Genomic DNA, 19,605 nt, shown 5'->3' with positions numbered 1-19,605 from the left:
CGCAAGCAGGGGGCGACGAAAGGGGGCGCTTTCGGCTATGATAAGGGTTTCCGTTTCCCGCTGTGTTTAGTGAATCTATTTGTGATGAAACCACTTCGCCAACAAAATCGTCAGGTCATTAGCTACGTGCCTCGAGTGGAACCTGCGCCGCCGGAACACGCCGTCAAAATGGATGGTTTTCGCGACGTCTGGGCTCTGCGAGGTAAGTACGTTGCCTTTGTGCTGATAGACGAACATTTTCGCCGTTCCCCGCCGTTTAACGTGCCGGAAGCTGCGCAGCGCTGGGCGACGCAGATGAGGCAGGAAGGGGAAATCGACTCCTGAGGCTGCAGGGGAAATAAAAAAACCGCTGATATTTCAGCGGTTTTTTTGTTTTGATAACCTGAAGATTGCATCAGCTTAGCGGTGCGCCAGCTCCGCATCTTCTTCGCTATCGAGAATGGTTTTATCGGTTTGACGCAGCCACTGGCTGGTCAGGGTACCGGCGGTCATAGAACCGCTCACGTTCAGCGCGGTACGGCCCATATCGATGAGCGGCTCCACCGAGATCAGCAGCGCCACCAGCGTGACCGGCAGGCCCATCGCCGGCAGGACGATCAGGGCGGCAAAGGTCGCGCCGCCGCCTACGCCCGCGACCCCGGCGGAGCTGACGGTCACGATGCCAACCAGCGTTGCGATCCACAGCGGATCGAGCGGGTTAATACCGACGGTCGGTGCGACCATTACCGCCAGCATCGCCGGATAAAGACCCGCACAGCCGTTCTGGCCGATGGTGGCGCCGAACGATGCGGAGAAGCTAGCGATAGACTCCGGCACGCCCAGACGACGCGTTTGCGCTTCCACATTCAGCGGAATCGACGCGGCGCTGGAGCGGCTGGTAAAGGCGAAGGTCAGTACCGGCCAGACTTTACGGAAGTACTTCAGCGGGCTCACGCCGTTCACCGCCAGCAGCAGACCGTGCACCACGAACATGATGCCCAGACCAATATAAGAGGCGATAACGAAGCTGCCGAGCTTGATGATGTCCTGCAGGTTAGAGCCCGCAACCACTTTGGTCATCAGCGCCAGCACGCCGTACGGCGTTAACTGCATCACCAGGCGTACGAGCTTCATCACCCAGCTCTGTAGCGTGTCGATGGCGGTGAGTACGCGCTGGCCTTTCGCGACGTCATCTTTCAACAGTTTCAGCGCCGCGACGCCGAGGAACGCAGCGAAGATAACGACGCTGATAATCGATGTCGGGTTCGCGCCGGTCAGATCGGCAAACGGGTTTTTCGGCACAAAAGAGAGGATCAGCTGCGGGACGCTCAGGTCCGCGACTTTACCGGCGTAGTTGCTCTGAATGGCGTTGAGGCGGGCGGTTTCCGCGCTGCCCTGAACCAGTCCTTCGGCGGTGAGGCCAAACATATTGGTCACCAGCACCCCGACCAGCGCCGCAATCAGCGTGGTGAACAGCAGGGTACCGATGCTGAGGAAGCTGATTTTACCCAGCTGCGTAGCATTGTGCAGGCGGGCGACCGCGCTCAGAATCGAGGCGAAAACCAGCGGCATAACGATCATTTGCAGCAGTTGAACATAGCCATTACCGACGATATTGAACCACTGGATAGAATCCTTCAGCACCTGGCTGTCGGAACCATAGATCAGCTGTAGCGCCAGGCCAAAGACCACGCCGATCACCAGACCGACCAGCACTTTTTTAGCGAGGCTCCACTGTTTATGCCGGGTTTGGGCCAGCGCCAACAGTAAAACCGCGAACACGATAACGTTCGCTATTAATGGAAAGTTCATCCCCGTTCTCCTGATAACTTTTATCACCGGGTTGGTCAATAACCAACTCTTATGACGGCAAGGGTAGCAGAAGGCGTAATTCGTTACTTATATTCAAATGGAATTGATTATAACCAATTGAATAATTCGCTGGTTTATCGTCCAGTCTGGTGGCTAATAAAGCGATTAAAGGTGGTTTGCAGCGAATTAATCATATCCGATGACCAGCGAACGGCGCTGTTTTCGGCAACGTTTTGCGGCATCCACACGGCATAGATGAACAGCGCCATGCACAGTGCACGCTCCAGCTGATTGCCCTTGCGTGGCGCGAGGAGAGGCAGACGAAAACGCCAGCGGCAGGGCCAGAGCAGCGGAACGCCCGCCGGGGTGAGCATGTCGGCGAGAATATGGCTGAGATAGCCCAGAACCAGCCCCTGAACCGCATCTGCCGGAACTATCCAGCTTTCTGGCACTTTCAATGAGAAAATCGCGACCGCGCCAAAAACCACCAGCAGGCTATGGGTGAAGCCGCGATGGCCGAAGGCGCGCGCTATCGGTTTTGATATCCAGCTCAAGCGCTGGCCGAGAAATGACTTCGGGTGATCGATATCCGGCAGCAGACAGGTCAGGATGGCGGAAGGAATAATATGCCACCAGTCGCCCTGGGCCAGCACGGGCGTTAATTCCGCATTTTTCGCAAATACCGCGCAGGCGATAGAAAAGAGGAGGTGGCCTTCCGCCGTCATGATAAAAACCCTAAACTGTCAATTCATACAGTATAGGGTTTTTATACAGTGTGTGAAAGAGGTGACGGTGTAACTCTTTGTCACAAAACCATCAGCGCGCCAGCCAGCCGCCATCCACCGCCAGGGTATAGCCGCTGATGTAATCCGCCGCCCTGGAGGCGAGGAAGACGACCGGCCCCTGTAGGTCATCCGCAACCCCCCAGCGCCCGGCCGGAATACGGTCGAGGATCGCTTTGCTACGCTCGGCGTCATCGCGCAGCTGTTGGGTATTATTGGTCGCCATATACCCCGGCGCAATCGCGTTAACGTTGATGCGATGCCCGGCCCACTCATTGGCCATCAGGCGGGTAATACCCAGTACGCCGCTTTTTGATGCGGTATAGGATGGAACCCGAATACCGCCCTGAAAAGAGAGCATGGAGGCAATGTTCACGATTTTTCCGCCATCACCCTGCTGAATAAACTGCCGGGCAACCGCCTGGGAAAGAAAGAACACCGATTTCAGATTCAGATTCATCACGTCGTCCCAGTCCTTTTCGCTAAAGGAGAGCGCATCGGCGCGACGGATGGTTCCCGCATTGTTGACCAGAATATCTACCCGGCCCATGGCGGCCACAGCCTGAGTCACTATATCTTCAATCTCATCCTGCCGGCTTAGATCGGCCTGGATAGCGGTAAAGCGGCGGCCCAGCGCCTGCACCTTTTCTGCGGTTTCATGGGGGATCCGGCGATTCACGCCGACGATATCGCACCCGGCCTGGGCAAGGCCTAAAGTCATTCCCTGGCCCAGCCCGGTATCACAACCCGTCACGATGGCGACCTTGCCCGCAAGGTCAAAGGCGTTCAGTACCATATGCACCTCTGTATGCTGATTTCATGCGTCAAATAACGCCGTTGAGATAAGCATAGAGGGCGAAAGAGGAAAAAACAATTAAAAATGAAACGGTGTTTTATTTTTGTGATGATAGGATGATACCGCTATCCCATCATCACAGACAGGATTAGCCGAGCAGGTCGCCCGGCGTGAGGGACTCAAGCGTAGCAAGCTTCACGTCAGCCAGCACGAAGCGCGGGTCGCGGCTGTTTTCTGCTTCCGGTACCACGATAGACCGCATCCGCGCTGCTTTGCTGGCAATCATGCCGTTGACCGAGTCTTCCAGCGCCACGCAGTTCATTGGGCTGACGCCAAGACTGGCGGCGCAGTTCAGATACACCTGCGGATGCGGTTTGCTGAACGGCAGCATTTCGGCGGAAGCGAGGGCGTCAAACTGGTCGCGCAGTTCAAACATGGCGAGGACTTTTTCCAGCATCCGCAGCGGCGATGCTGACGCGAGGCCGATTTTTAGCCCCTGGGCTTTGCACAATGCCACCGCTTCGCGCGCGCCGGGGAGAAGCGGACGCGCTTCTTCCACCAGCTGGATGGCGCGATTGATGATCCGCGCGGTGACTTCCGCGCGATCCGGGCCTTTCCACGGCTGCTGGGCAAACCACAGGTCGACGACTAAATCGATGCGCAGGCCCAGAATATCTGGCATTTCATGGCGGCGGCTGATATCCACCCCCAGGCTTGCTATCACCTCCAGTTCGGCTTTATCCCATAGCGGCTCGGAATCAATCAGTAACCCATCCATATCAAAAATCGCGGCGTGAATCTGGCGCCTGGCTGACATAAGTCCCTCTCCTTGTAGCGTAAATAGATAACGAATCGGCACTCATGGTATATCATACCGCGCATTATTGGGCGAAATTCGCCGACGAAGGTAGACTTAGAGTGGATAGGCGTCTTAACAAGGGGAACCCATGACGTATCAACAAGCTGGACGCATTGCAGTACTTAAACGTATTTTGGGGTGGGTGGTATTTATCCCGGCGGTTATCTCGACGCTGATTTCCGTGCTGAAGTTTATGTACGAGCACAGTGAGAAAAAACCGGGCATTGACGCGGTGATGATGGACTTCGCCCATGTAATGATTGAGATGATGCGTTTTAATACGCCGTTCCTCAATTTCTTCTGGTACAACTCGCCGCTGCCGGACTTTAAGCACGGTATGAACATTGGCTTCTGGATTATCTATATTCTGGTGTTTGTCGGCATGGCGCTGCAGGCGTCCGGGGCGCGGATGGGGCGCCAGGCTAAATTTCTGCGCGAAGGCGTGGAGGATCAGCTGATTCTGGAGCAGGCAAAAGGGGCTGAAGGGCTGACGCGCGAGCAAATCTCCGAACGTGTGGTGGTGCCGCGTCATACCATCCTGGTGCAGTATTTTCCGCTTTACGTTTTGCCGGTGGTCATTATTGTACTGGGCTACTTCTTCTTCTCTTTACTCGGTTTTCTGTAAACGACCGGCCCGGTTGTGCCGGGCCGGCTGCATTACAGGGCGGGCAGGGCGCGAGGCTTGCCCTGATTATCTACCGCGACGTAGATAAACAGCGCTTCGGTCGCTTTATAGCGCTGGCCGATAGGCTCAGACGACACTTTCTTGACCCACACTTCCATATTAATGGTTATCGACGTATTGCCGCGCTTCACGCAGTTGGCGTAGCAGCATACGACATCGCCAACTGCCACCGGGCGTAAAAAGGTCATGCCGTCGACGCGGACGGTCACGACGCGGCCGTGGGCAATCTCTTTGGCCATAATGGCGCCGCCAATATCCATTTGCGACATCAGCCAGCCGCCGAAAATATCGCCGTTAGCGTTGGTGTCCGCCGGCATCGCCAGGGTGCGTAAAACCAATTCGCCCTTCGGCGCAAGATCTGTTGTTGTCATTCTATACTCTGTACTAGTCAAAGATGATCAGGCGCGATGCTACTATGAAAAGGACGCTGAGAAAATAGGGAATACGCCCGCGATAGCGGGCATGAGGGGTCAGAACGAGATCGTGACGCCAGCGTAATAGGCGCGACCCGGTTCGTTGTAGGTCGAAGCGCCTTCGTTTTCACGATAAATTTGCTTATCGAACAGGTTGCTAATCCCGGCGTTCAGGCGCAGGTCTTTCATTAGCTGATAGTTGCCGCCGATACCCACCACGGAATAGGAACCGACTTCATTGGTGGCCAGCACCCCATTTTCATTACGAATTTCCGCGTATTCGCGCGGTTTCTGCCGACCGTACAGGGTCCAGTTGACGTTCGCCGAAAACTTGCTGGTTACCTGCCAGTCAAGTAGGGTATTGATGGTGTATTTCGGAATAACGGACAACGGGTTTCCGGTATCTTTGTTTTCCGATTTGATCATATAAGTGGCATTGGTGCGCCAGCTGAGCTTATCGGCAATGACCGGAACCAGCAGCGTGCCTTCAAGGCCTTCGACGACCGCTTTCCCGCCGTTCTCCCACTGCAGGATATTCGCCCCGGTAGCGGTATTACCCAGTATCTCGGTGCCGGAGACGATCTTGTTTTTGTAGTCGTTGCGGAACCAGGTGACGCCGGCGTTATAACCGTTCAGGTTAAACTCAAGGCCAATCTCCTTATTGATGCTGATTTCCGGATCGAGGTCCGGGTTTCCCAAAAGATAGCAGTTGCCATCGGCAATACTTATCGGGCAGCCGTTGCCCCGCGTAGAAAGCAGATACCCCTCGCTGGACTGATACAGGTTCGGCGCCTTAAATACCCGGGCAATACCTGCTTTGACCTTAAACATATCCCCCAGATCCTGCGACAGGTTCAGGCTCGGGCTCCAGTTGCTGCCGAAGTCGTTATGATAGTCGAAACGTAGACCCGGGATAATATTGGTGCCCGGCGTCGCTTCAATATTGTCTTCGAGATAGATACCGGTCAGGGTGGCGCTGTTTTTAGGGCTGCGTTGTGAAGGATCGCCGGAAACCCCGGGGAGCGCATCCGTGGTGGTGGTGGCCTGCATCGACGCCGGATCGTTCAGCTCATCGTGATTCCACTCCATGCCCAGAGTGAGGGTCTGTTCAGCGAGCCAGTTGAAGGGGAGATTCACCTCTGCGGTTGAGCGCCATGACTCCAGGCGGCTGGTGTCATAGACATCGCTGTTGATCATCCCTTCAACGCGGCCGGTGGTGCCCTCCTGCAGGCGAGTATTGTTGGTTTTTTCGTAGTAGACGCCCGCCTTTGACTGGCCCCAGTCCCATATCCCGTTATAGGTCAGCCCCCAGGTCTGTCGATACATCCTGTTTGTTTCCTGACCGTAGAGGGTATCTACCAGGCCATTGGGGCTCATATTACTGTTGCTATACTGGGTATCGCCGGCATAGATATTGCCCTGCCGACTATAGGCGTAGCTAAAATCGATAATCTGTTGCGGCGTGACTTTCCATGACAGCAGGGCGTTAATATCTTTGTTGCGCACACCTTCACGGCCCGCGGCATAAGATCCATTTTGCGCGCGGTTAATATCCCAGGCGTCGGGTTCGGTTTTGTTAATGTTACCGTATAAACGCATGGTCAGGGCGTCCCCGGCCAGCGGTCCGTTAAGGTTGAAATTAGCCCGGTTAGTGGAGCCTTCTTTGTTATTTTCCGGCTGATTGGTATAAAGCGAAAGCGAGCCGTGCCAGTCGTTGGTGGGGCGTTTGGTGATGATATTGACCACCCCGCCCGCGGCGCCTGAGCCGTAGCGCGCTGCGGCAGGGCCGCGGAGAACTTCAATGCGTTCCACCATTTCCGGCGGCACCCAATTGCTGTCGCCGCGGGTATCTCGTTCGCCGCGCCAGCTATAGCGCACAGAATTGCGGGAGGTGACGGGCACGCCATCAATAAGGATCAGCGTGTTTTCCGGCCCCATACCGCGAATATCTATTTGACGATTGTTGCCGCGGCTGCCGCTGGCGCTGTTGCCGGTCAGGTTTACGCCGGGCATTTTACGGATGATTTCTGAGAGATCGTTAACCGGGGGAGCTTTAGCAATATCTTCCGCGGTGATGATCGAGACGCCCGGCTGCTGCTTCAGCGCCTCTTCGGCGGTTCCCCGTACCACCATGGTTTCGGTATCCTGCTCCACTTCTTCGGCAAAGCCAGCCGGACTGAACAAGCCTGCTATGGCCAGTGCTAGAGGAGTGGTTATGTGCTGTTTCTGCGGTCTCATGATAAATATCCCTATAAAATCGGGTTAAATTGAGATCGAGAATATCAATGATAATAATTATCATTACAATAACAGTGCGTTAATCTCCACAAAATCCTCACAATTGCCGCAACTTTCCGTGATCCGGTAGATATTATGAAGAAAACGGTTTTTTAATCCTGTTCAGAGAGCATAACAGTGGATCAAGGGGGAGACGGCACGCAAAGCTGCGTGCCGGGAGAATGGCAGCTTAGTGGTTGTCATCCTGTGGCATATGGCGATAGATATAAACGCCGCTCAGCAGAGTGAAGACCAGCGTCAGCGCGGTCAGGCCGAAGACCTTGAAGTTGACCCAGATATTCTGCGGCAGCCAGAAAGCGATGTAGATATTGGCCAGTCCGCAAAGAATAAAAAATACCGCCCAGGCCAGATTGAGGCGCGACCACACCTGCTGCGGTAGCGTCAGCTCTTTCCCCAGCATGCGCTGGATCAGCGGCTTCTTCATCACCCACTGGCTAAACAGCAGCGCGCTGGCGAACAGCACGTAGATAACCGTTACCTTCCATTTAATAAACTCGTCGTTATGGAAGAAGATAGTCAATCCGCCGAACACGGCGACCAGCACGAAGGTAATGAGCGCCATTTTTTCGACTTTGCGATAGCGTACCCAGCTGTAGATCAGCACGATGGCGGTGGCGATAATCAGCGCGGTTGTCGCGGCGTAAATATCATATAGCTTGTAGAATGCGAAGAAGACTACCAGCGGTAAAAAATCCAGAAACTGCTTCATACATCGATTCCGTCGTTCAGATCGGGGCAGAAATAGCCCGCCTCGGATTAAGTTAGTTGCGAATAAGCATATACAAGCGGAATAAATAGATCAGCAACAATGCAGAGATCAGATTACTGAGGGTATTTATTACCACCGCGCCAACGTTCGGCGTCAGGACCGCGAAGCTGGATGCAAACAGCAGCAGCAGCGTTTTCGCCAGCAGCCAGCCGATAATCGCCGGCGCCACCAGACGCACGTTGGCCCAGGCCAGACGCATACTGCCACGCATGGCGCTGAAGATGCCGATTTTATCCTGCACCAGCATAACCGGTGCGAAAGAGAGCACGATAGCCAGCAGGACGCCAGGCACCACCACCAGCATCATCCCCATCTGCACGATAAACGTCGTCAGCAGGATCAGCAGCAGCAGCTTTGGCAGCACCGGCGCGGAAGCGCCGATCGCGCGCAGGGCGCTGACCCGCTGACCGGCGGAGATCATTTGAATCATGAGCAGAACGCCGCCGGCAAGGATGGCGTTGCCCACAAGACCGGAGAAAGTGGAAGCCGCAGAGGCTCGCAGCAGGATTTGCTGCTGCTCAGGCGTCATGCTCTGGACCAGTTCAAACAGCCCGCCGCTACCCGCCAGGCTATCGCCCTGGCTTAATATCGACAGCTGTTCTTCACTGGGTGAAAAGGCATGGCCAAGTACTACCGTAATGAACGCGCATAGCAGCGCAATCAGCAGGATAGTAACGAACTGATTGCGGAAAAAGTTCCCGGTGTCACGGTAGACGGACTTCGCCGTGATAGACATGCATTCTCCTTGAGTATTGCAGGTGTTAACTAGCCGGCGATTGTACCGCAAATCGCGGCGGGGTAGCAGTCTCTGCTGCTGCGCGCTAAGTATATCTTTGTAAATAGAAGAGGAAATCAGCGAAGCGCTGTTCGGAGTACCGTAAATGAAGAAACTTGATATCACACGCTTATCACTGATTGTATTGAGAAAGTGAAAATTAATCTGGATCAATAAATGTTAAATTTGCCCACTTAATGTGATCTATGTTGGATCAAGCATACCTCTTTGTATGTATATTCTTGCGCTGAATAACCATAACGAGGAAGTGGGTATGAAAAAGTTAGCAGCGGCGGTTGTTATTCTGAGCAGTCTTTCCGGCAGCAGCGTCTGGGCGCATGAAGCCGGGGAATTTTTTATTCGCGCGGGTTCGGCCACGGTCAGGCCGACCGAAGGCGCGGGCGGTACGTTAGGCAGCCTGGGGGGCTTTAACGTCAGCAACAATACGCAACTGGGTCTGACATTCACCTATATGGCAACCGATAACATCGGCGTTGAACTGTTGGCCGCTACGCCGTTCCGGCATAAAGTCGGGACCGCGGCAACCGGCAATATTGCAACCGTTCATCATTTACCGCCGACGTTAATGGCGCAGTGGTACTTTGGCGATTCGAGCAGCAAACTGCGTCCGTACATTGGCGCGGGTATCAACTACACGACCTTCTTCGACGAAAGCGTGAACGATACGGGTAAAAAAACCGGTATCTCTGACCTGAGCCTGAAAGACTCCTGGGGAGCGGCAGGGCAGGTGGGGATGGACTATCTGATTAACCGCGACTGGCTGATTAACATGTCGGTGTGGTACATGGATATCGATACCACCGCCAACTATAAGCTGGCGGGCGCGCAGCAGCACGATAGTATTCGTCTGGATCCGTGGGTGTTTATGTTCTCGGCCGGATACCGGTTCTAAAGTCCCTGATAAAGCTGGTCATCGTGACCAGCTTTATTACGCTTTCTGACGCGTGGCGGATTTCCCTAAGTATCCCCCAGGTCGGCCGCAGCAACGACTACTCATTACCCCATTTATTCAGAAATACCGCGATATCATCAATGCGCTGGCGATCGATGCCCGCTTGTACGGCCATCTCTCCCTGCGCTTCCTCGCTGATTTCTTCGTTATTCATCAGGCGAGTAATCAACAGCTGGAAATAGCGCGCCAGAGGATCGCGTTCCGACTCGCTCACGGGCTCGGCGGACTCGGTCGAATACTCATCCGCAATGTCGTAATATTTCAGAGGTACTTCTTCGTGCATAAATCGCTCCCCGGTTGACGTTGTGCCTGTTTTTTCTGCCATGAATAATACCACTCCTGCCGGGCTTTAGCTCAGGAGCGACCAGAAAAACGCATGACCAGCCCACACCAAGCGAGACGGGCGCGGAAACTCCCCGTCATCGGGGGTAATAGCGTAAAAAACGAAAATTGACTGCCCTGAACTCGTCAGCACGCCATTAATACGCATAAAACTATTACCACGGCACCCGACATCCTCGATAATCCAAATACTCTAATCCGGGGCGATTTTGTTTTTCCAGCAGCACGTTCACCAGCGAGGGGATGGTCTCTGCAATGGTAAGCGGGGCGCTCTCGCCGCCGAGGGCCGTGCGGATCCAGCCCGGCGCCATGACCACCAGCGGATGCGATACGCAGGCAGGGCGGGCGGCAAAGCTGCGCATAAACATATTCAGCGCGGCTTTACTCCCGCGGTACAACTCGCGCTGCCCGCCGGTATTATTGCTCAAACTGCCTTGCCCTGAGGACATGACGCCAATCAGTCCCTGCGGTAACACGACATCTTGCAGACTTTCTATTACCCGCATTGGCGCGAGCGCGTTGGTCAACATGACATGAATAAACTCTTCCGTCGCGATTTCGCCGATGGTTTGTGTCGGATCGCGGTTGGTGGTGCCCGCGTTGACGAATAGCATATCCAGTACGCTATCGCTAAGCGCTTCGCGCAGCGCCGCGATCCCGTCATTATCACAAATATCCAGCGCCTCAATACGAACCCGTCCAGGATATGCTCGAGCCAGATGGTGCAGCGGCGTGGTTTGCGACAGATCGCGCACGGTGCCGATGACCTGCCAGCCATGCCGCAGAAACTGTTCAGCCATGGCGTGGCCAAGCCCGCGTGAAGCGCCCGCGATCAATACTGTTTTAGTGGAAGCGGCCATTGGTATCCTCCGGCTTAAATAAATGATGGGATAAATATAGGCTGGTGCTGTAGCAGGCGGAAGGCGCAGCATTTGCAATAATAAAGTGCATCAGACGCCATATCCTGGAATGGAGAAAAGATGACCGATCCCGATTTTAATTTACTGGCTGCGCTGGATGTGCTGTTGAGCGAGAAGAGCGTTGCCGGGGCGGCAAAGCGGCTTGAGCTTAGCCCGTCGGCGATGAGCCGTACGCTGGCGCGCTTACGGCAGGTAACCGGCGACCCGCTACTGGTCAGAGCCGGGCGAAAAATGGTGCTGACTCCCCATGCGGAAAGTCTGCAGGCGCGGGCAAAAAACGTCGTCACTGAGATGCGCGCGGTGCTTAATGCTTCGCCTGCGCCGCTGAGTTTATTGACCCTTGAGAAGCGATTTACGTTACGTACCAATGAGGGATTTATAGACGTTTTTGGCCCGGCGCTGGTGAACGCTGTCGCACAAGAAGCGCCGGGTGTGACGCTGGAGTTTGCCGCGAAGTCGGAGAAAAATGCCCGATTTCTACGCGAGGGGCTGGTGGACCTGGAAATTGGCGTACTTGAAAATATGGGGCCTGAGATCCGCCTGCAGGCGCTGTTTCGCGATCGCTTTGTCGCCGCACTGGCCAAAACACACCCGTTAGCCGCCTTTGCCGATCTGTCGCGAGAACAATTTGTTTCCGTAGGGCACGTCATAGCCTCCCGTCGCGGGGCGATCCGAGGGCCGGTTGATGAAGCGCTGGCGGCATGTGGAATGAGCCGCAGAATTGCCGCGGTGGTGCCTGCTTTTTCCGCCGCGCTGGCCGTTGCCCGGGATTCTGAACTTATCGCCGTTGTCCCGGCCTCCTGTCTGCGGAGCGCGGCGGGAAAAGAGATGATCGGTTTTCCTCTCCCGGTGAGCGTGCCGGAGATAACGGTGTCACAAATGTGGCATCCTCGCCAGCAGCATGAATTAGCGCATCGCTGGCTAAGGCAACTGGTGCGCAGAGTATGTCGGCAGCCATAAAAAAAGCCCGCACAAGTGCGGGCAAAAATACTGGAAGCAATGTGAGCAATGTCGTACCGAATACCTGAGTTGATTACTCAACTATTCGGTAATGAGAAAGATAATATTTCTCATTTAATATATCAACCCCAACTTTTGTGCGGAATCATTTTTTAATCGACGATAAAAATGGTGCGTTTCTGGCGGTTATCCTGAGGCCACGCCGTGGCGATCTGGGGAGCGGTGGCGATGGTAAACCCGCCCGTAGTGGTCAGCCGCTGGGACACTGATAGGCTGCCAATACCGCTGCCCATCAGCTGCAGCGGCGCGGAGCGCAGTACCGCTCAGAGCAATATCGGCAGCGGAAAGGGCAGGTGAAAAAGCTGGAAGCCCTGGGGCTGGCGCGAAAGCAGCCCAATGCGAAAGAGCGGCGGATTAGCGAAGTGACGCTCAGCGAAGCGGGCCAGGAGATGATTACACGCATTGCGCAAGCAAGAACGCGGCTGATGAATGAGGTGCTGGCGGGGTGGACGCAAGATGATGTGCTGGCGCTATTTTGTCTATGCCGGCAGCTTGCAACAGAAATAGCCGCCCGGCGCGGGACCGGACGGCGGACTAGCTTACGCGGCTTTGGTGGCAGCCTTCAGACTTTGCGCAAAGGCTTTCAGTTCGGCGAGCATAGCCTGCGGGTCGTTCACGTTACGCTCGATGATTTTGACGATGGCAGAGCCGGAAATCGCGCCGGCTGCGCCTGCGTCAATCGCCGCGGTCACCTGCTCCGGCGCCGAGATGCCAAAACCCTGCAGCGGCGGCGCGGCGTGGTACTCGGCCAGCTTTTCAATCAGATGATGCAGCGGCAGCGCGGCGCGGTTTTCCGCACCGGTCACGCCCGCCCGCGACAGCAGGTAGGTATAACCGCGACCGTAAGAGGCGATCTGGCGCAGCAGATCGTCATCGGCATTCGGCGGGCAGATGAAAATCGGCGCGATGTTATGGCGCAACGCGGCCTGGCGGAACGGCGCGGACTCTTCCACGGGGACATCGGCGACCAGTACGGAATCGACGCCTGCGCGTTCACACGCGGCGTAGAATTCATCAATGCCCGGACTGAAAACCAGGTTGGCGTACATCAGCAGGCCGATCGGGATGGTCGGATGCTTTTGACGAATTGCTGTCAGCATTTCAAAGCACTGGGCGGGCGTGACGCCTGCGGCAAATGCGCGCAGGGTGGCGTCCTGAATCGTTGGGCCGTCAGCCAGCGGGTCGGAGAAGGGAATGCCCAGCTCCAGCGCGTCGGCGCCCGCTTCAATCAGCGTATCGATAATTTTCAGCGACTGTTCCGGATTCGGATCGCCGAGGGTGACGAAGGGAACAAACGCGCCTTCCCGGCGAGCTTTCAGTTGTGCAAACAGCGTCTCATAACGTTCCATCAGATTTCCCCTCGCGCTTTTAAAATATCGTGTACGGTGAAGATGTCTTTATCGCCGCGGCCGGAGAGGTTAACCACCAGCAGCTGCTCTTTTTCCGGGTTTTCACGCATCATTTTCAGCGCGTGCGCCAGGGCATGGGAGGACTCCAGTGCCGGGATAATCCCCTCATGGCGGGAGAGTTCTTTAAAGGCATCCAGCGCTTCGTCATCGGTAATTGACACGTAATCGGCGCGGCCAATGCTGTTCAGATACGCATGCTGCGGCCCTACTGACGGGAAGTCCAGTCCGGCGGAGATGGAGTAGGACTCCTCAATCTGCCCCTCTTCTGTTTGCATCATCGGCGATTTCATACCGAAGTAGATACCCACCCGACCGTGCTTCAGCGGCGCGCCGTGCTCGCCGGACTCAATACCGTGACCTGCCGGCTCCACGCCAATCAGGCCAACAGCGGTTTCGTCGATAAAGTCGGCGAACATGCCGATGGCGTTCGATCCGCCGCCGACGCAGGCGATAACCGCATCCGGCAGGCGACCTTCTTTCTCGAGGATCTGCGCTTTGGTCTCTTCGCCAATCATGCGCTGGAATTCACGCACGATGGTCGGGAACGGGTGCGGACCGGCGGCGGTGCCGAGCATATAGTGGGCTTTTTCGTAGCTGCCGGACCAGTCGCGCAGGGCCTCATTGCAGGCGTCTTTCAGTGTAGAAGAACCGCTATGTACCGGGATCACTTCAGCACCCATCAGGCGCATGCGGAAAACGTTCGGCGACTGGCGTTCGATATCCTTAGCGCCCATATAGATACGGCACTTCAGGCCGAGCAGGGCGCTGGCGAGCGCAGAGGCAACGCCGTGCTGGCCGGCGCCGGTTTCGGCGATGATTTCCGTTTTACCCATCCGTTTCGCCAGCAGCGCCTGGCCGAGCACCTGGTTAGTTTTATGCGCGCCGCCGTGCAGCAGGTCTTCACGCTTGAGATACAGCGTGGTGCGGGTGCCTTCGGTAAGGTTCCGGCATTTGGTCAGCGCCGTCGGGCGACCCGCGTAGTTTTTCAGCAGGTCAGTAAATTCAGCCTGGAATGCCGGGTCTTTCTGCGCGCTGACGAACGCTTCTTCCAACTGGCGCAGGGCGGGCATCAGGATCTGCGGAACGTACATCCCGCCGAATTCGCCAAAGTAGGGGTTCAGTAAAGTACTCATTATTGCTCCTTAATATGCGCGCAGCGTTTGAAATACAGAGGACAGTTTGCTGGCATCTTTAATACCCGGCTGCGACTCTACGCCTGAATTAAAATCGAGTCCGGCACAGCCGCTTTTGGCGGCTTCCACACAGTTATCGGCACCGAGGCCGCCTGCCAGCAGAACGTTCCGCAGGTCCTGACCTTGCAGCAGCGACCAGTCGAAACGCTGGCCGGTGCCGCCTTGACCATTGTCGAAAATATATTTATCGACGTGATGCAGATTGCGCTGCGGTAGGGTTTCGCCGACGCTGAGGGCCTTCCAGATGTGCACCGTTGCCGGAAGTTCGGCGCGCAGGGTATCAATATAGGCCTGGTCTTCGCTGCCGTGCAGCTGTACCGCGGCTAAGCTCAGATTTTCCACGCGGGCGACAACTTCCGCCACCGGGGTATTGCGAAACACGCCGACGTAGCTCAGTGGCGCGCTATCGATGACGGCTTTCGCCTGAGCGTCATTCACCGCTCGCGGCGACGTCGGGACAAAAATCAGGCCGCCGTAGATCGCGCCGGATTCATACGCCACCTGAGCATCCTGGGGGCGGGTCAGGCCGCAGACCTTATTCTCGCCGAGCAGCACGCGCTTCACGGCGGCGTTCAAGTCGGCGTGCTCCATCAGCGCTGAGCCAATCAGGAAACCATTGGCGAAGTGGCTTAGTTCACGCACTTCTGCATAGGTATGGATACCGGACTCGCTGATCACCGTGACCTCATGACCGAGCTTAGGCGCCAGGGTGCGGGTACGGTTGAGATCAATCGACATATCGCGCAGATCGCGGTTGTTGATGCCCACCACTTTCGCCTTCAGCGCAATCGCGCGCTCCAGCTCCTCTTCATTGCTCACTTCGGTCAGCACGCCCATGTTCAGGCTATGTGCAACGGCAGAGAGCTGGCGATACTGCTCATCATCCAGCACTGAAAGCATCAGCAGACAGGCGTCGGCCTGATAGTAGCGCGCCAGGTAAATCTGGTAAGGATCGATGGTGAAGTCCTTACACAAAATCGGCTGCGGCGCGACCTTGCTGACGATCGGCAGAAAGTCGAAGCTGCCCTGGAAATATTTCTCATCGCAAAGCACCGAGATAGCCGAGGCGTAGTGCTTGTAGACGCCGGCGATGGCCGCCGGGTCAAAATCATCGCGAATCAGCCCCTTTGATGGCGAGGCTTTTTTGCACTCGAGAATAAACGCGGTGCGGGTTCCGGCGAGGGCGTCATAAAAATTGCGCTGCGTCGGTACCACTTCATTTTGAAAACTGGCTAACGGTTGTTGTTGTTTGCGGGCTTCTACCCAAATCGCTTTGTCGGCCACGATTTTTGCTAAAACGGTCTGCATTATTTACCCTCTTGCCGCTAATGCGGTCACTCTGTCATAGGCCGCTCCGCTGTGCAGCACATCGATGACCTGCTGCGCGTTGGCCTTCAGATCTTCGTATCCATGTAAACGCATCAACATGGCGACGTTGGCGGCAACGGCGGCTTCGTGAGCGGCCTCGCCTTTACCTTGTAGCAAGCGCGTAAGAATGTCACGGTTTTCTTCCGGCGTGCCGCCTGCCAGCTGCTCCTGATGGTAAGGCGTCAGGCCAAAGTCGGCGGCGGTCAGCTGGTAGCTCTTGATTTCGCCATGGTTCAGTTCCGCGACCACCGTCGGCGCGTGCAGCGATACTTCATCCATACCGCCGCTATGCACCACCGCGGCGCGCTGGTAGCCCAGCACGCGCAGGGTTTCCGCAATCGGCAGCACCAGTTCAGGGCTATAAACGCCAATCAGCGCCAGAGGAGGGTGGGCCGGGTTGATCAGCGGCCCAAGCACGTTAAACAGGGTGCGGGTTTTGAGCTGCTGACGGACCGGCATCGCGTGACGGAAACCGGTGTGATACTTCGGGGCGAACAGGAAGCAAACGCCCAGTTCATCCAGCGCCTGGCGAGATTTATCGGCATTCATATCGAGGTTGATACCGAATGCCGCCAGCAGGTCGGACGATCCTGATTTACTCGATACGCTGCGGTTGCCGTGCTTCGCGACCTTCAGGCCGCAGGCGGCGGCAACGAAGGCGCTGGCGGTCGAAATATTGATACTGTTGCTGCCGTCGCCGCCGGTACCAACGATGTCGGCAAAAGGGTAGTCCGGGCGCGGGAACGGCGCGGCGTTTTCCAGCAGCGCGGTGGCGGCGCCAGCGATTTCCTGCGGATGCTCACCGCGCACCTTCATGCTCACCAGCGCGGCGGCCAACTGCTCGGGTTTGACTTCACCGCGCACCACCGCAGAGAACAGCTGATGGCTCTCCTGCTGGCTCAGGGTTTCGGCCTGGTACAGTTTTTCCAGAATCGGCTGGAGGGTGTTGGTCTGCTCCAGCTTCTGCAGCGCCCAGGCCAGGGTTTGCTCCAGCAGGCGTGCCCCCTGGGTGGTCAGAATTGACTCAGGGTGGAACTGGAAGCCGCAGACGCGATCCGCGTCGTGACGCACCGCCATCACCATTCCGTTGAAGTGGGCGTTGATGGTGAGTCCTGCCGGGATATTGCTGCCCACCAGCGAGTGATAGCGGGCCACCGGCAGCGGGTTGCTCAGACCGGCAAACATCGCCTGTCCGTCATGTTCAATACTGGAAGCCTTACCGTGGAGGATTTCGCCGGCCTGGCCGACGTAGCCGCCGTAGGCTTCGACAATCGCCTGGTGGCCGAGGCAGATACCGATAATCGGCAACTTGCCGCGCATGCGGGTTAGCAGCTCTGGCATACAGCCGGCTTCGCTCGGCGTCCCCGGACCGGGAGAGAGCATCAGTACCGGGTTTTTCATCGTGCCGATGCGCTCAATCAGCGCCTGCGCCGGGACGGAGTTGCGGTAAATCACCACGTTATGGCCGTTCGAACGCAGCTGGTCTGCCAGGTTATAGGTAAAAGAATCGATATTATCGAGCAGCAGAATGTCGGCCATTAGAAAATCTCCTTCGCGTGGTGGGCCTGGGCGATAGCGCGCAGCACCGCGCGAGCTTTATTACGGGTTTCATCCGCTTCTGACTGGGGAACGGAGTCGAGCACGATACCGGCGCCGGCCTGGACGGTGGCGACGCCATCCTGCACGTAGGCGGAACGGATAACGATGCAGGTATCGAGGTCGCCGTGGGCGGTAAAGTAGCCCACCGCGCCGCCGTAGCTGCTGCGGCGTTTGCCTTCAGCGGCGGCGATAAGCTGCATGGCGCGCACTTTCGGCGCCCCGCTGAGGGTGCCCATATTCATACAGGCGCGGTAGGCATGCAGAACGTCAAGATCGCGGCGCAGCTCGCCAACCACGCGGGAGACGAGGTGCATCACAAAGGAGTAGCGGTCGACTTTGGTCAGGTCGGCGACGTAGCGGCTACCCGGCGTACAGATGCGCGCGAGGTCGTTACGCGCAAGATCGACCAGCATCAGATGCTCGGAGAGCTCTTTATGGTCGGTGCGCATCTCCAGCTCAATGCGGCTGTCGAGATCGCGATCCAGCGAACCGTCGGCGCGACGGCCGCGCGGGCGGGTACCGGCGATCGGGTAGATTTCAATCTGGCGATTGGTGGCGTCATACTTGAGAGAGCTCTCCGGAGAAGCGCCGAACAGGGTGAAATCGTTGTCCTGCATAAAGAACATGTACGGGCTCGGATTGCTTTTTTTCAGCACATCATAAGCGGCGAGCGGCGACGGGCAGGGCAGCGAGAAGCGGCGCGACGGCACGACCTGAAAAATCTCGCCCGCGCGGATGGCGCGCTGCATTTTACGCACCACGGCGCCGTACTCTTCGTCGCTCTGGTCGCAGTCGCAGCGCATCTCGGCAACCGTAGTCACCGGCAGCGGCAGCGGCGGCTCGTTCAGCTGCTGACGAAGCTGAGCGATCCGCTCAAGCAGACGCTGCTTTTCGCTTTCCAACGGCGTAAACAGGCTCGCCTGGATACGGGTGTTTTTGGTCTGATGGTCGATAACCAGCAGCGTTTCCGCGAGATAGAAGCAGTAATCCGGGCAGGCGGTGTCGTTTTCCAGCGATGGCAGGTCTTCAAAACCGGCGACCAGGTCATAGGCGAACAGGCCGCCGAAGAACATGGCCTCGCGCTCGTCCTGCGGAACGGTAACCAGCTCCTGCAGCAGGCGAAAAGCATCGAAGACCGAGAGTGAACATAAGCGGGCATCTTCATCTAACAGCGCGCTGACCGGCGGGAAGGTTAATACCCGGCTATTTGGCTGACGCTGATTATTGATGCCAGCGGGCAGGGCGCTATCCAACAGTTCCAGCAGCGCCGTACCGTTGGCGGACAATGAGTGAATAGTGACAGTGTCACCAAGTGCGGTAATGCGCAGGGCGCTGTCCACCAGCAGCAGGCTCTTTAAATCATCCTTGCTGTCGATATCAGCGGATTCCAGCAGTAGGGTGGCTGGACGCGCGCCGCAGATCTGGTGGAACAATGCCGTGGGGTTTTCCCGATAGATGGCGTCGCTGGTGAGAAGCTCGAGTGCCGGTTTTGATGTTTGCATTATTGTTGTCGCCTGTTCGCTATAATAATTTGTCCAATAAAAAGCCCGCTCATTGGCGGGCCGGGTATCTGTATGCTGAGTGCAAAACGCGATCACGCCGCCCGATAACAG

Annotated in this window: 19 protein-coding genes, 2 pseudogenes and 1 other annotated feature (1 of these 22 only partly in view); of the genes and pseudogenes, 5 read left to right on the top strand and 16 right to left on the bottom strand. The window is 56.6% G+C overall.

Annotated elements, in window-relative coordinates; translation table 11 throughout:
* Window positions 1–84: 84 nt before the first annotated feature.
* Window positions 85–324 (top strand): cell division activator CedA, encoded by a 240-nt coding sequence (cedA, locus tag EGY08_RS03120; protein WP_032742131.1) that lies wholly within the window; start codon window positions 85–87, stop codon window positions 322–324.
* 75 nt (window positions 325–399) lie between these two features.
* Here cedA and EGY08_RS03115 read toward each other — a convergent pair whose 3' ends face one another.
* The 4 genes from EGY08_RS03115 to hxpB all read right to left on the bottom strand — a co-directional run bounded on the left by EGY08_RS03115 (window position 400) and on the right by hxpB (window position 4,186).
* Window positions 400–1,791: an L-cystine transporter gene (locus tag EGY08_RS03115; protein ID WP_123828198.1), complete on the bottom strand. Its 1,392-nt coding sequence runs from the start codon at window positions 1,789–1,791 to the stop codon at window positions 400–402.
* Window positions 1,792–1,925: 134 nt separating this feature from the next.
* The gene (locus EGY08_RS03110; protein WP_004121316.1) at window positions 1,926–2,516 is read right to left on the bottom strand and encodes a metal-dependent hydrolase; all 591 of its coding nucleotides are present in this window, start codon (window positions 2,514–2,516) and stop codon (window positions 1,926–1,928) included.
* 91 nt (window positions 2,517–2,607) lie between these two features.
* Window positions 2,608–3,369, bottom strand: a complete 762-nt coding sequence (gene kduD / locus EGY08_RS03105) for a 2-dehydro-3-deoxy-D-gluconate 5-dehydrogenase KduD (RefSeq protein WP_004121311.1) — start codon at window positions 3,367–3,369, stop codon at window positions 2,608–2,610.
* A 148-nt stretch (window positions 3,370–3,517) separates the two neighbouring features.
* Window positions 3,518–4,186, bottom strand: coding sequence for a hexitol phosphatase HxpB (hxpB, locus tag EGY08_RS03100; RefSeq protein WP_004121307.1), 669 nt, complete (start codon window positions 4,184–4,186; stop codon window positions 3,518–3,520).
* 130 nt (window positions 4,187–4,316) lie between these two features.
* Between hxpB and EGY08_RS03095 the strand changes: the two genes are divergently transcribed.
* Entirely contained in the window at window positions 4,317–4,853 is a 537-nt protein-coding gene (locus EGY08_RS03095) for a YniB family protein (RefSeq protein WP_004121305.1), read from the top strand.
* A gap of 32 nt (window positions 4,854–4,885) precedes the next feature.
* Here the strand turns inward: EGY08_RS03095 and yciA are convergent, their stop codons facing one another.
* The 4 genes from yciA to EGY08_RS03075 form a co-directional block, all read right to left on the bottom strand.
* Window positions 4,886–5,284 (bottom strand): acyl-CoA thioester hydrolase YciA, encoded by a 399-nt coding sequence (yciA, locus tag EGY08_RS03090; protein ID WP_004121302.1) that lies wholly within the window; start codon window positions 5,282–5,284, stop codon window positions 4,886–4,888.
* A 99-nt stretch (window positions 5,285–5,383) separates the two neighbouring features.
* Entirely contained in the window at window positions 5,384–7,564 is a 2,181-nt protein-coding gene (locus EGY08_RS03085) for a TonB-dependent siderophore receptor (RefSeq protein WP_123828197.1), read from the bottom strand.
* A 229-nt stretch (window positions 7,565–7,793) separates the two neighbouring features.
* Window positions 7,794–8,333, bottom strand: a complete 540-nt coding sequence (locus EGY08_RS03080) for a septation protein A (RefSeq protein WP_004101360.1) — start codon at window positions 8,331–8,333, stop codon at window positions 7,794–7,796.
* Window positions 8,334–8,385: 52 nt separating this feature from the next.
* Window positions 8,386–9,129, bottom strand: coding sequence for a YciC family protein (locus tag EGY08_RS03075; protein WP_004121298.1), 744 nt, complete (start codon window positions 9,127–9,129; stop codon window positions 8,386–8,388).
* A gap of 313 nt (window positions 9,130–9,442) precedes the next feature.
* Here EGY08_RS03075 and ompW point away from each other — a divergent pair, with 313 nt between their 5' ends.
* Entirely contained in the window at window positions 9,443–10,081 is a 639-nt protein-coding gene (gene ompW / locus EGY08_RS03070) for an outer membrane protein OmpW (RefSeq protein WP_004121296.1), read from the top strand.
* Between the two features lie 97 nt (window positions 10,082–10,178).
* On the opposite strand, the gene EGY08_RS03065 is transcribed toward ompW, so the two are convergent.
* On the bottom strand, window positions 10,179–10,424 hold the full coding sequence (locus EGY08_RS03065; protein WP_004121288.1) for a YmjA family protein: 246 nt from the start codon (window positions 10,422–10,424) through the stop codon (window positions 10,179–10,181).
* A gap of 214 nt (window positions 10,425–10,638) precedes the next feature.
* Entirely contained in the window at window positions 10,639–11,343 is a 705-nt protein-coding gene (locus tag EGY08_RS03060; RefSeq protein WP_004121287.1) for an SDR family NAD(P)-dependent oxidoreductase, read from the bottom strand.
* 120 nt (window positions 11,344–11,463) lie between these two features.
* Between EGY08_RS03060 and EGY08_RS03055 the strand changes: the two genes are divergently transcribed.
* Window positions 11,464–12,363, top strand: coding sequence for a LysR family transcriptional regulator (locus tag EGY08_RS03055; RefSeq protein WP_004121285.1), 900 nt, complete (start codon window positions 11,464–11,466; stop codon window positions 12,361–12,363).
* Between the two features lie 152 nt (window positions 12,364–12,515).
* Here EGY08_RS03055 and EGY08_RS03050 read toward each other — a convergent pair.
* Window positions 12,516–12,686, bottom strand: a pseudogene (locus tag EGY08_RS03050) (zinc-binding alcohol dehydrogenase family protein); the annotation flags it as partial.
* A 24-nt stretch (window positions 12,687–12,710) separates the two neighbouring features.
* Between EGY08_RS03050 and EGY08_RS30990 the strand changes: the two are divergent.
* Window positions 12,711–12,929, top strand: a pseudogene (locus EGY08_RS30990) (MarR family winged helix-turn-helix transcriptional regulator); the annotation flags it as partial.
* A gap of 33 nt (window positions 12,930–12,962) precedes the next feature.
* Here EGY08_RS30990 and trpA read toward each other — a convergent pair.
* Genes trpA through EGY08_RS03020 form a run of 5 tightly spaced genes read right to left on the bottom strand, consistent with a single transcriptional unit; the run spans window position 12,963 to window position 19,494 of the window.
* The gene (gene trpA / locus EGY08_RS03040; RefSeq protein WP_004121283.1) at window positions 12,963–13,772 is read right to left on the bottom strand and encodes a tryptophan synthase subunit alpha; all 810 of its coding nucleotides are present in this window, start codon (window positions 13,770–13,772) and stop codon (window positions 12,963–12,965) included.
* Window positions 13,772–14,965 carry a tryptophan synthase subunit beta gene (gene trpB, locus EGY08_RS03035; protein ID WP_004121281.1) on the bottom strand — a complete coding sequence of 398 codons (1,194 nt, stop codon included), beginning with the start codon at window positions 14,963–14,965 and terminating at the stop codon, window positions 13,772–13,774. Before trpB ends, trpA begins: the two co-directional genes overlap by 1 nt.
* Window positions 14,966–14,974: 9 nt before the next feature.
* Entirely contained in the window at window positions 14,975–16,333 is a 1,359-nt protein-coding gene (gene trpCF / locus EGY08_RS03030; protein WP_123828196.1) for a bifunctional indole-3-glycerol-phosphate synthase TrpC/phosphoribosylanthranilate isomerase TrpF, read from the bottom strand.
* Window positions 16,334–16,336: 3 nt separating this feature from the next.
* Window positions 16,337–17,932, bottom strand: a complete 1,596-nt coding sequence (gene trpD / locus EGY08_RS03025; RefSeq protein ID WP_004121277.1) for a bifunctional anthranilate synthase glutamate amidotransferase component TrpG/anthranilate phosphoribosyltransferase TrpD — start codon at window positions 17,930–17,932, stop codon at window positions 16,337–16,339.
* Window positions 17,932–19,494 (bottom strand): anthranilate synthase component 1, encoded by a 1,563-nt coding sequence (locus EGY08_RS03020; RefSeq protein WP_123828195.1) that lies wholly within the window; start codon window positions 19,492–19,494, stop codon window positions 17,932–17,934. Before EGY08_RS03020 ends, trpD begins: the two co-directional genes overlap by 1 nt.
* A gap of 35 nt (window positions 19,495–19,529) precedes the next feature.
* Window positions 19,530–19,605, bottom strand: a sequence feature (Trp leader region); it runs 20 nt beyond the window's last position.

The sequence above is a fragment of the Klebsiella sp. FDAARGOS_511 genome, assembly GCF_003812845.1.
GTDB lineage: Bacteria > Pseudomonadota > Gammaproteobacteria > Enterobacterales > Enterobacteriaceae > Klebsiella > Klebsiella grimontii.
The sequence above is the reverse complement of the archived record's forward strand: the minus strand, read 5'-3'. Positions and strand labels throughout refer to the sequence as shown.

Excerpts from the sequence above, each read along its gene's own strand:
- cedA (WP_032742131.1), top strand. The coding sequence starts at position 85 with ATGAAACCACTTCGCCAACAAAATCGTCAGGTCATTAGCTACGTGCCT.
- EGY08_RS03115 (WP_123828198.1), bottom strand. The coding sequence starts at position 1,791 with ATGAACTTTCCATTAATAGCGAACGTTATCGTGTTCGCGGTTTTACTG.
- EGY08_RS03110 (WP_004121316.1), bottom strand. The coding sequence starts at position 2,516 with ATGACGGCGGAAGGCCACCTCCTCTTTTCTATCGCCTGCGCGGTATTT.
- kduD (WP_004121311.1), bottom strand. The coding sequence starts at position 3,369 with ATGGTACTGAACGCCTTTGACCTTGCGGGCAAGGTCGCCATCGTGACG.
- hxpB (WP_004121307.1), bottom strand. The coding sequence starts at position 4,186 with ATGTCAGCCAGGCGCCAGATTCACGCCGCGATTTTTGATATGGATGGG.
- EGY08_RS03095 (WP_004121305.1), top strand. The coding sequence starts at position 4,317 with ATGACGTATCAACAAGCTGGACGCATTGCAGTACTTAAACGTATTTTG.
- yciA (WP_004121302.1), bottom strand. The coding sequence starts at position 5,284 with ATGACAACAACAGATCTTGCGCCGAAGGGCGAATTGGTTTTACGCACC.
- EGY08_RS03085 (WP_123828197.1), bottom strand. The coding sequence starts at position 7,564 with ATGAGACCGCAGAAACAGCACATAACCACTCCTCTAGCACTGGCCATA.
- EGY08_RS03080 (WP_004101360.1), bottom strand. The coding sequence starts at position 8,333 with ATGAAGCAGTTTCTGGATTTTTTACCGCTGGTAGTCTTCTTCGCATTC.
- EGY08_RS03075 (WP_004121298.1), bottom strand. The coding sequence starts at position 9,129 with ATGTCTATCACGGCGAAGTCCGTCTACCGTGACACCGGGAACTTTTTC.
- ompW (WP_004121296.1), top strand. The coding sequence starts at position 9,443 with ATGAAAAAGTTAGCAGCGGCGGTTGTTATTCTGAGCAGTCTTTCCGGC.
- EGY08_RS03065 (WP_004121288.1), bottom strand. The coding sequence starts at position 10,424 with ATGCACGAAGAAGTACCTCTGAAATATTACGACATTGCGGATGAGTAT.
- EGY08_RS03060 (WP_004121287.1), bottom strand. The coding sequence starts at position 11,343 with ATGGCCGCTTCCACTAAAACAGTATTGATCGCGGGCGCTTCACGCGGG.
- EGY08_RS03055 (WP_004121285.1), top strand. The coding sequence starts at position 11,464 with ATGACCGATCCCGATTTTAATTTACTGGCTGCGCTGGATGTGCTGTTG.
- trpA (WP_004121283.1), bottom strand. The coding sequence starts at position 13,772 with ATGGAACGTTATGAGACGCTGTTTGCACAACTGAAAGCTCGCCGGGAA.
- trpB (WP_004121281.1), bottom strand. The coding sequence starts at position 14,965 with ATGAGTACTTTACTGAACCCCTACTTTGGCGAATTCGGCGGGATGTAC.
- trpCF (WP_123828196.1), bottom strand. The coding sequence starts at position 16,333 with ATGCAGACCGTTTTAGCAAAAATCGTGGCCGACAAAGCGATTTGGGTA.
- trpD (WP_004121277.1), bottom strand. The coding sequence starts at position 17,932 with ATGGCCGACATTCTGCTGCTCGATAATATCGATTCTTTTACCTATAAC.
- EGY08_RS03020 (WP_123828195.1), bottom strand. The coding sequence starts at position 19,494 with ATGCAAACATCAAAACCGGCACTCGAGCTTCTCACCAGCGACGCCATC.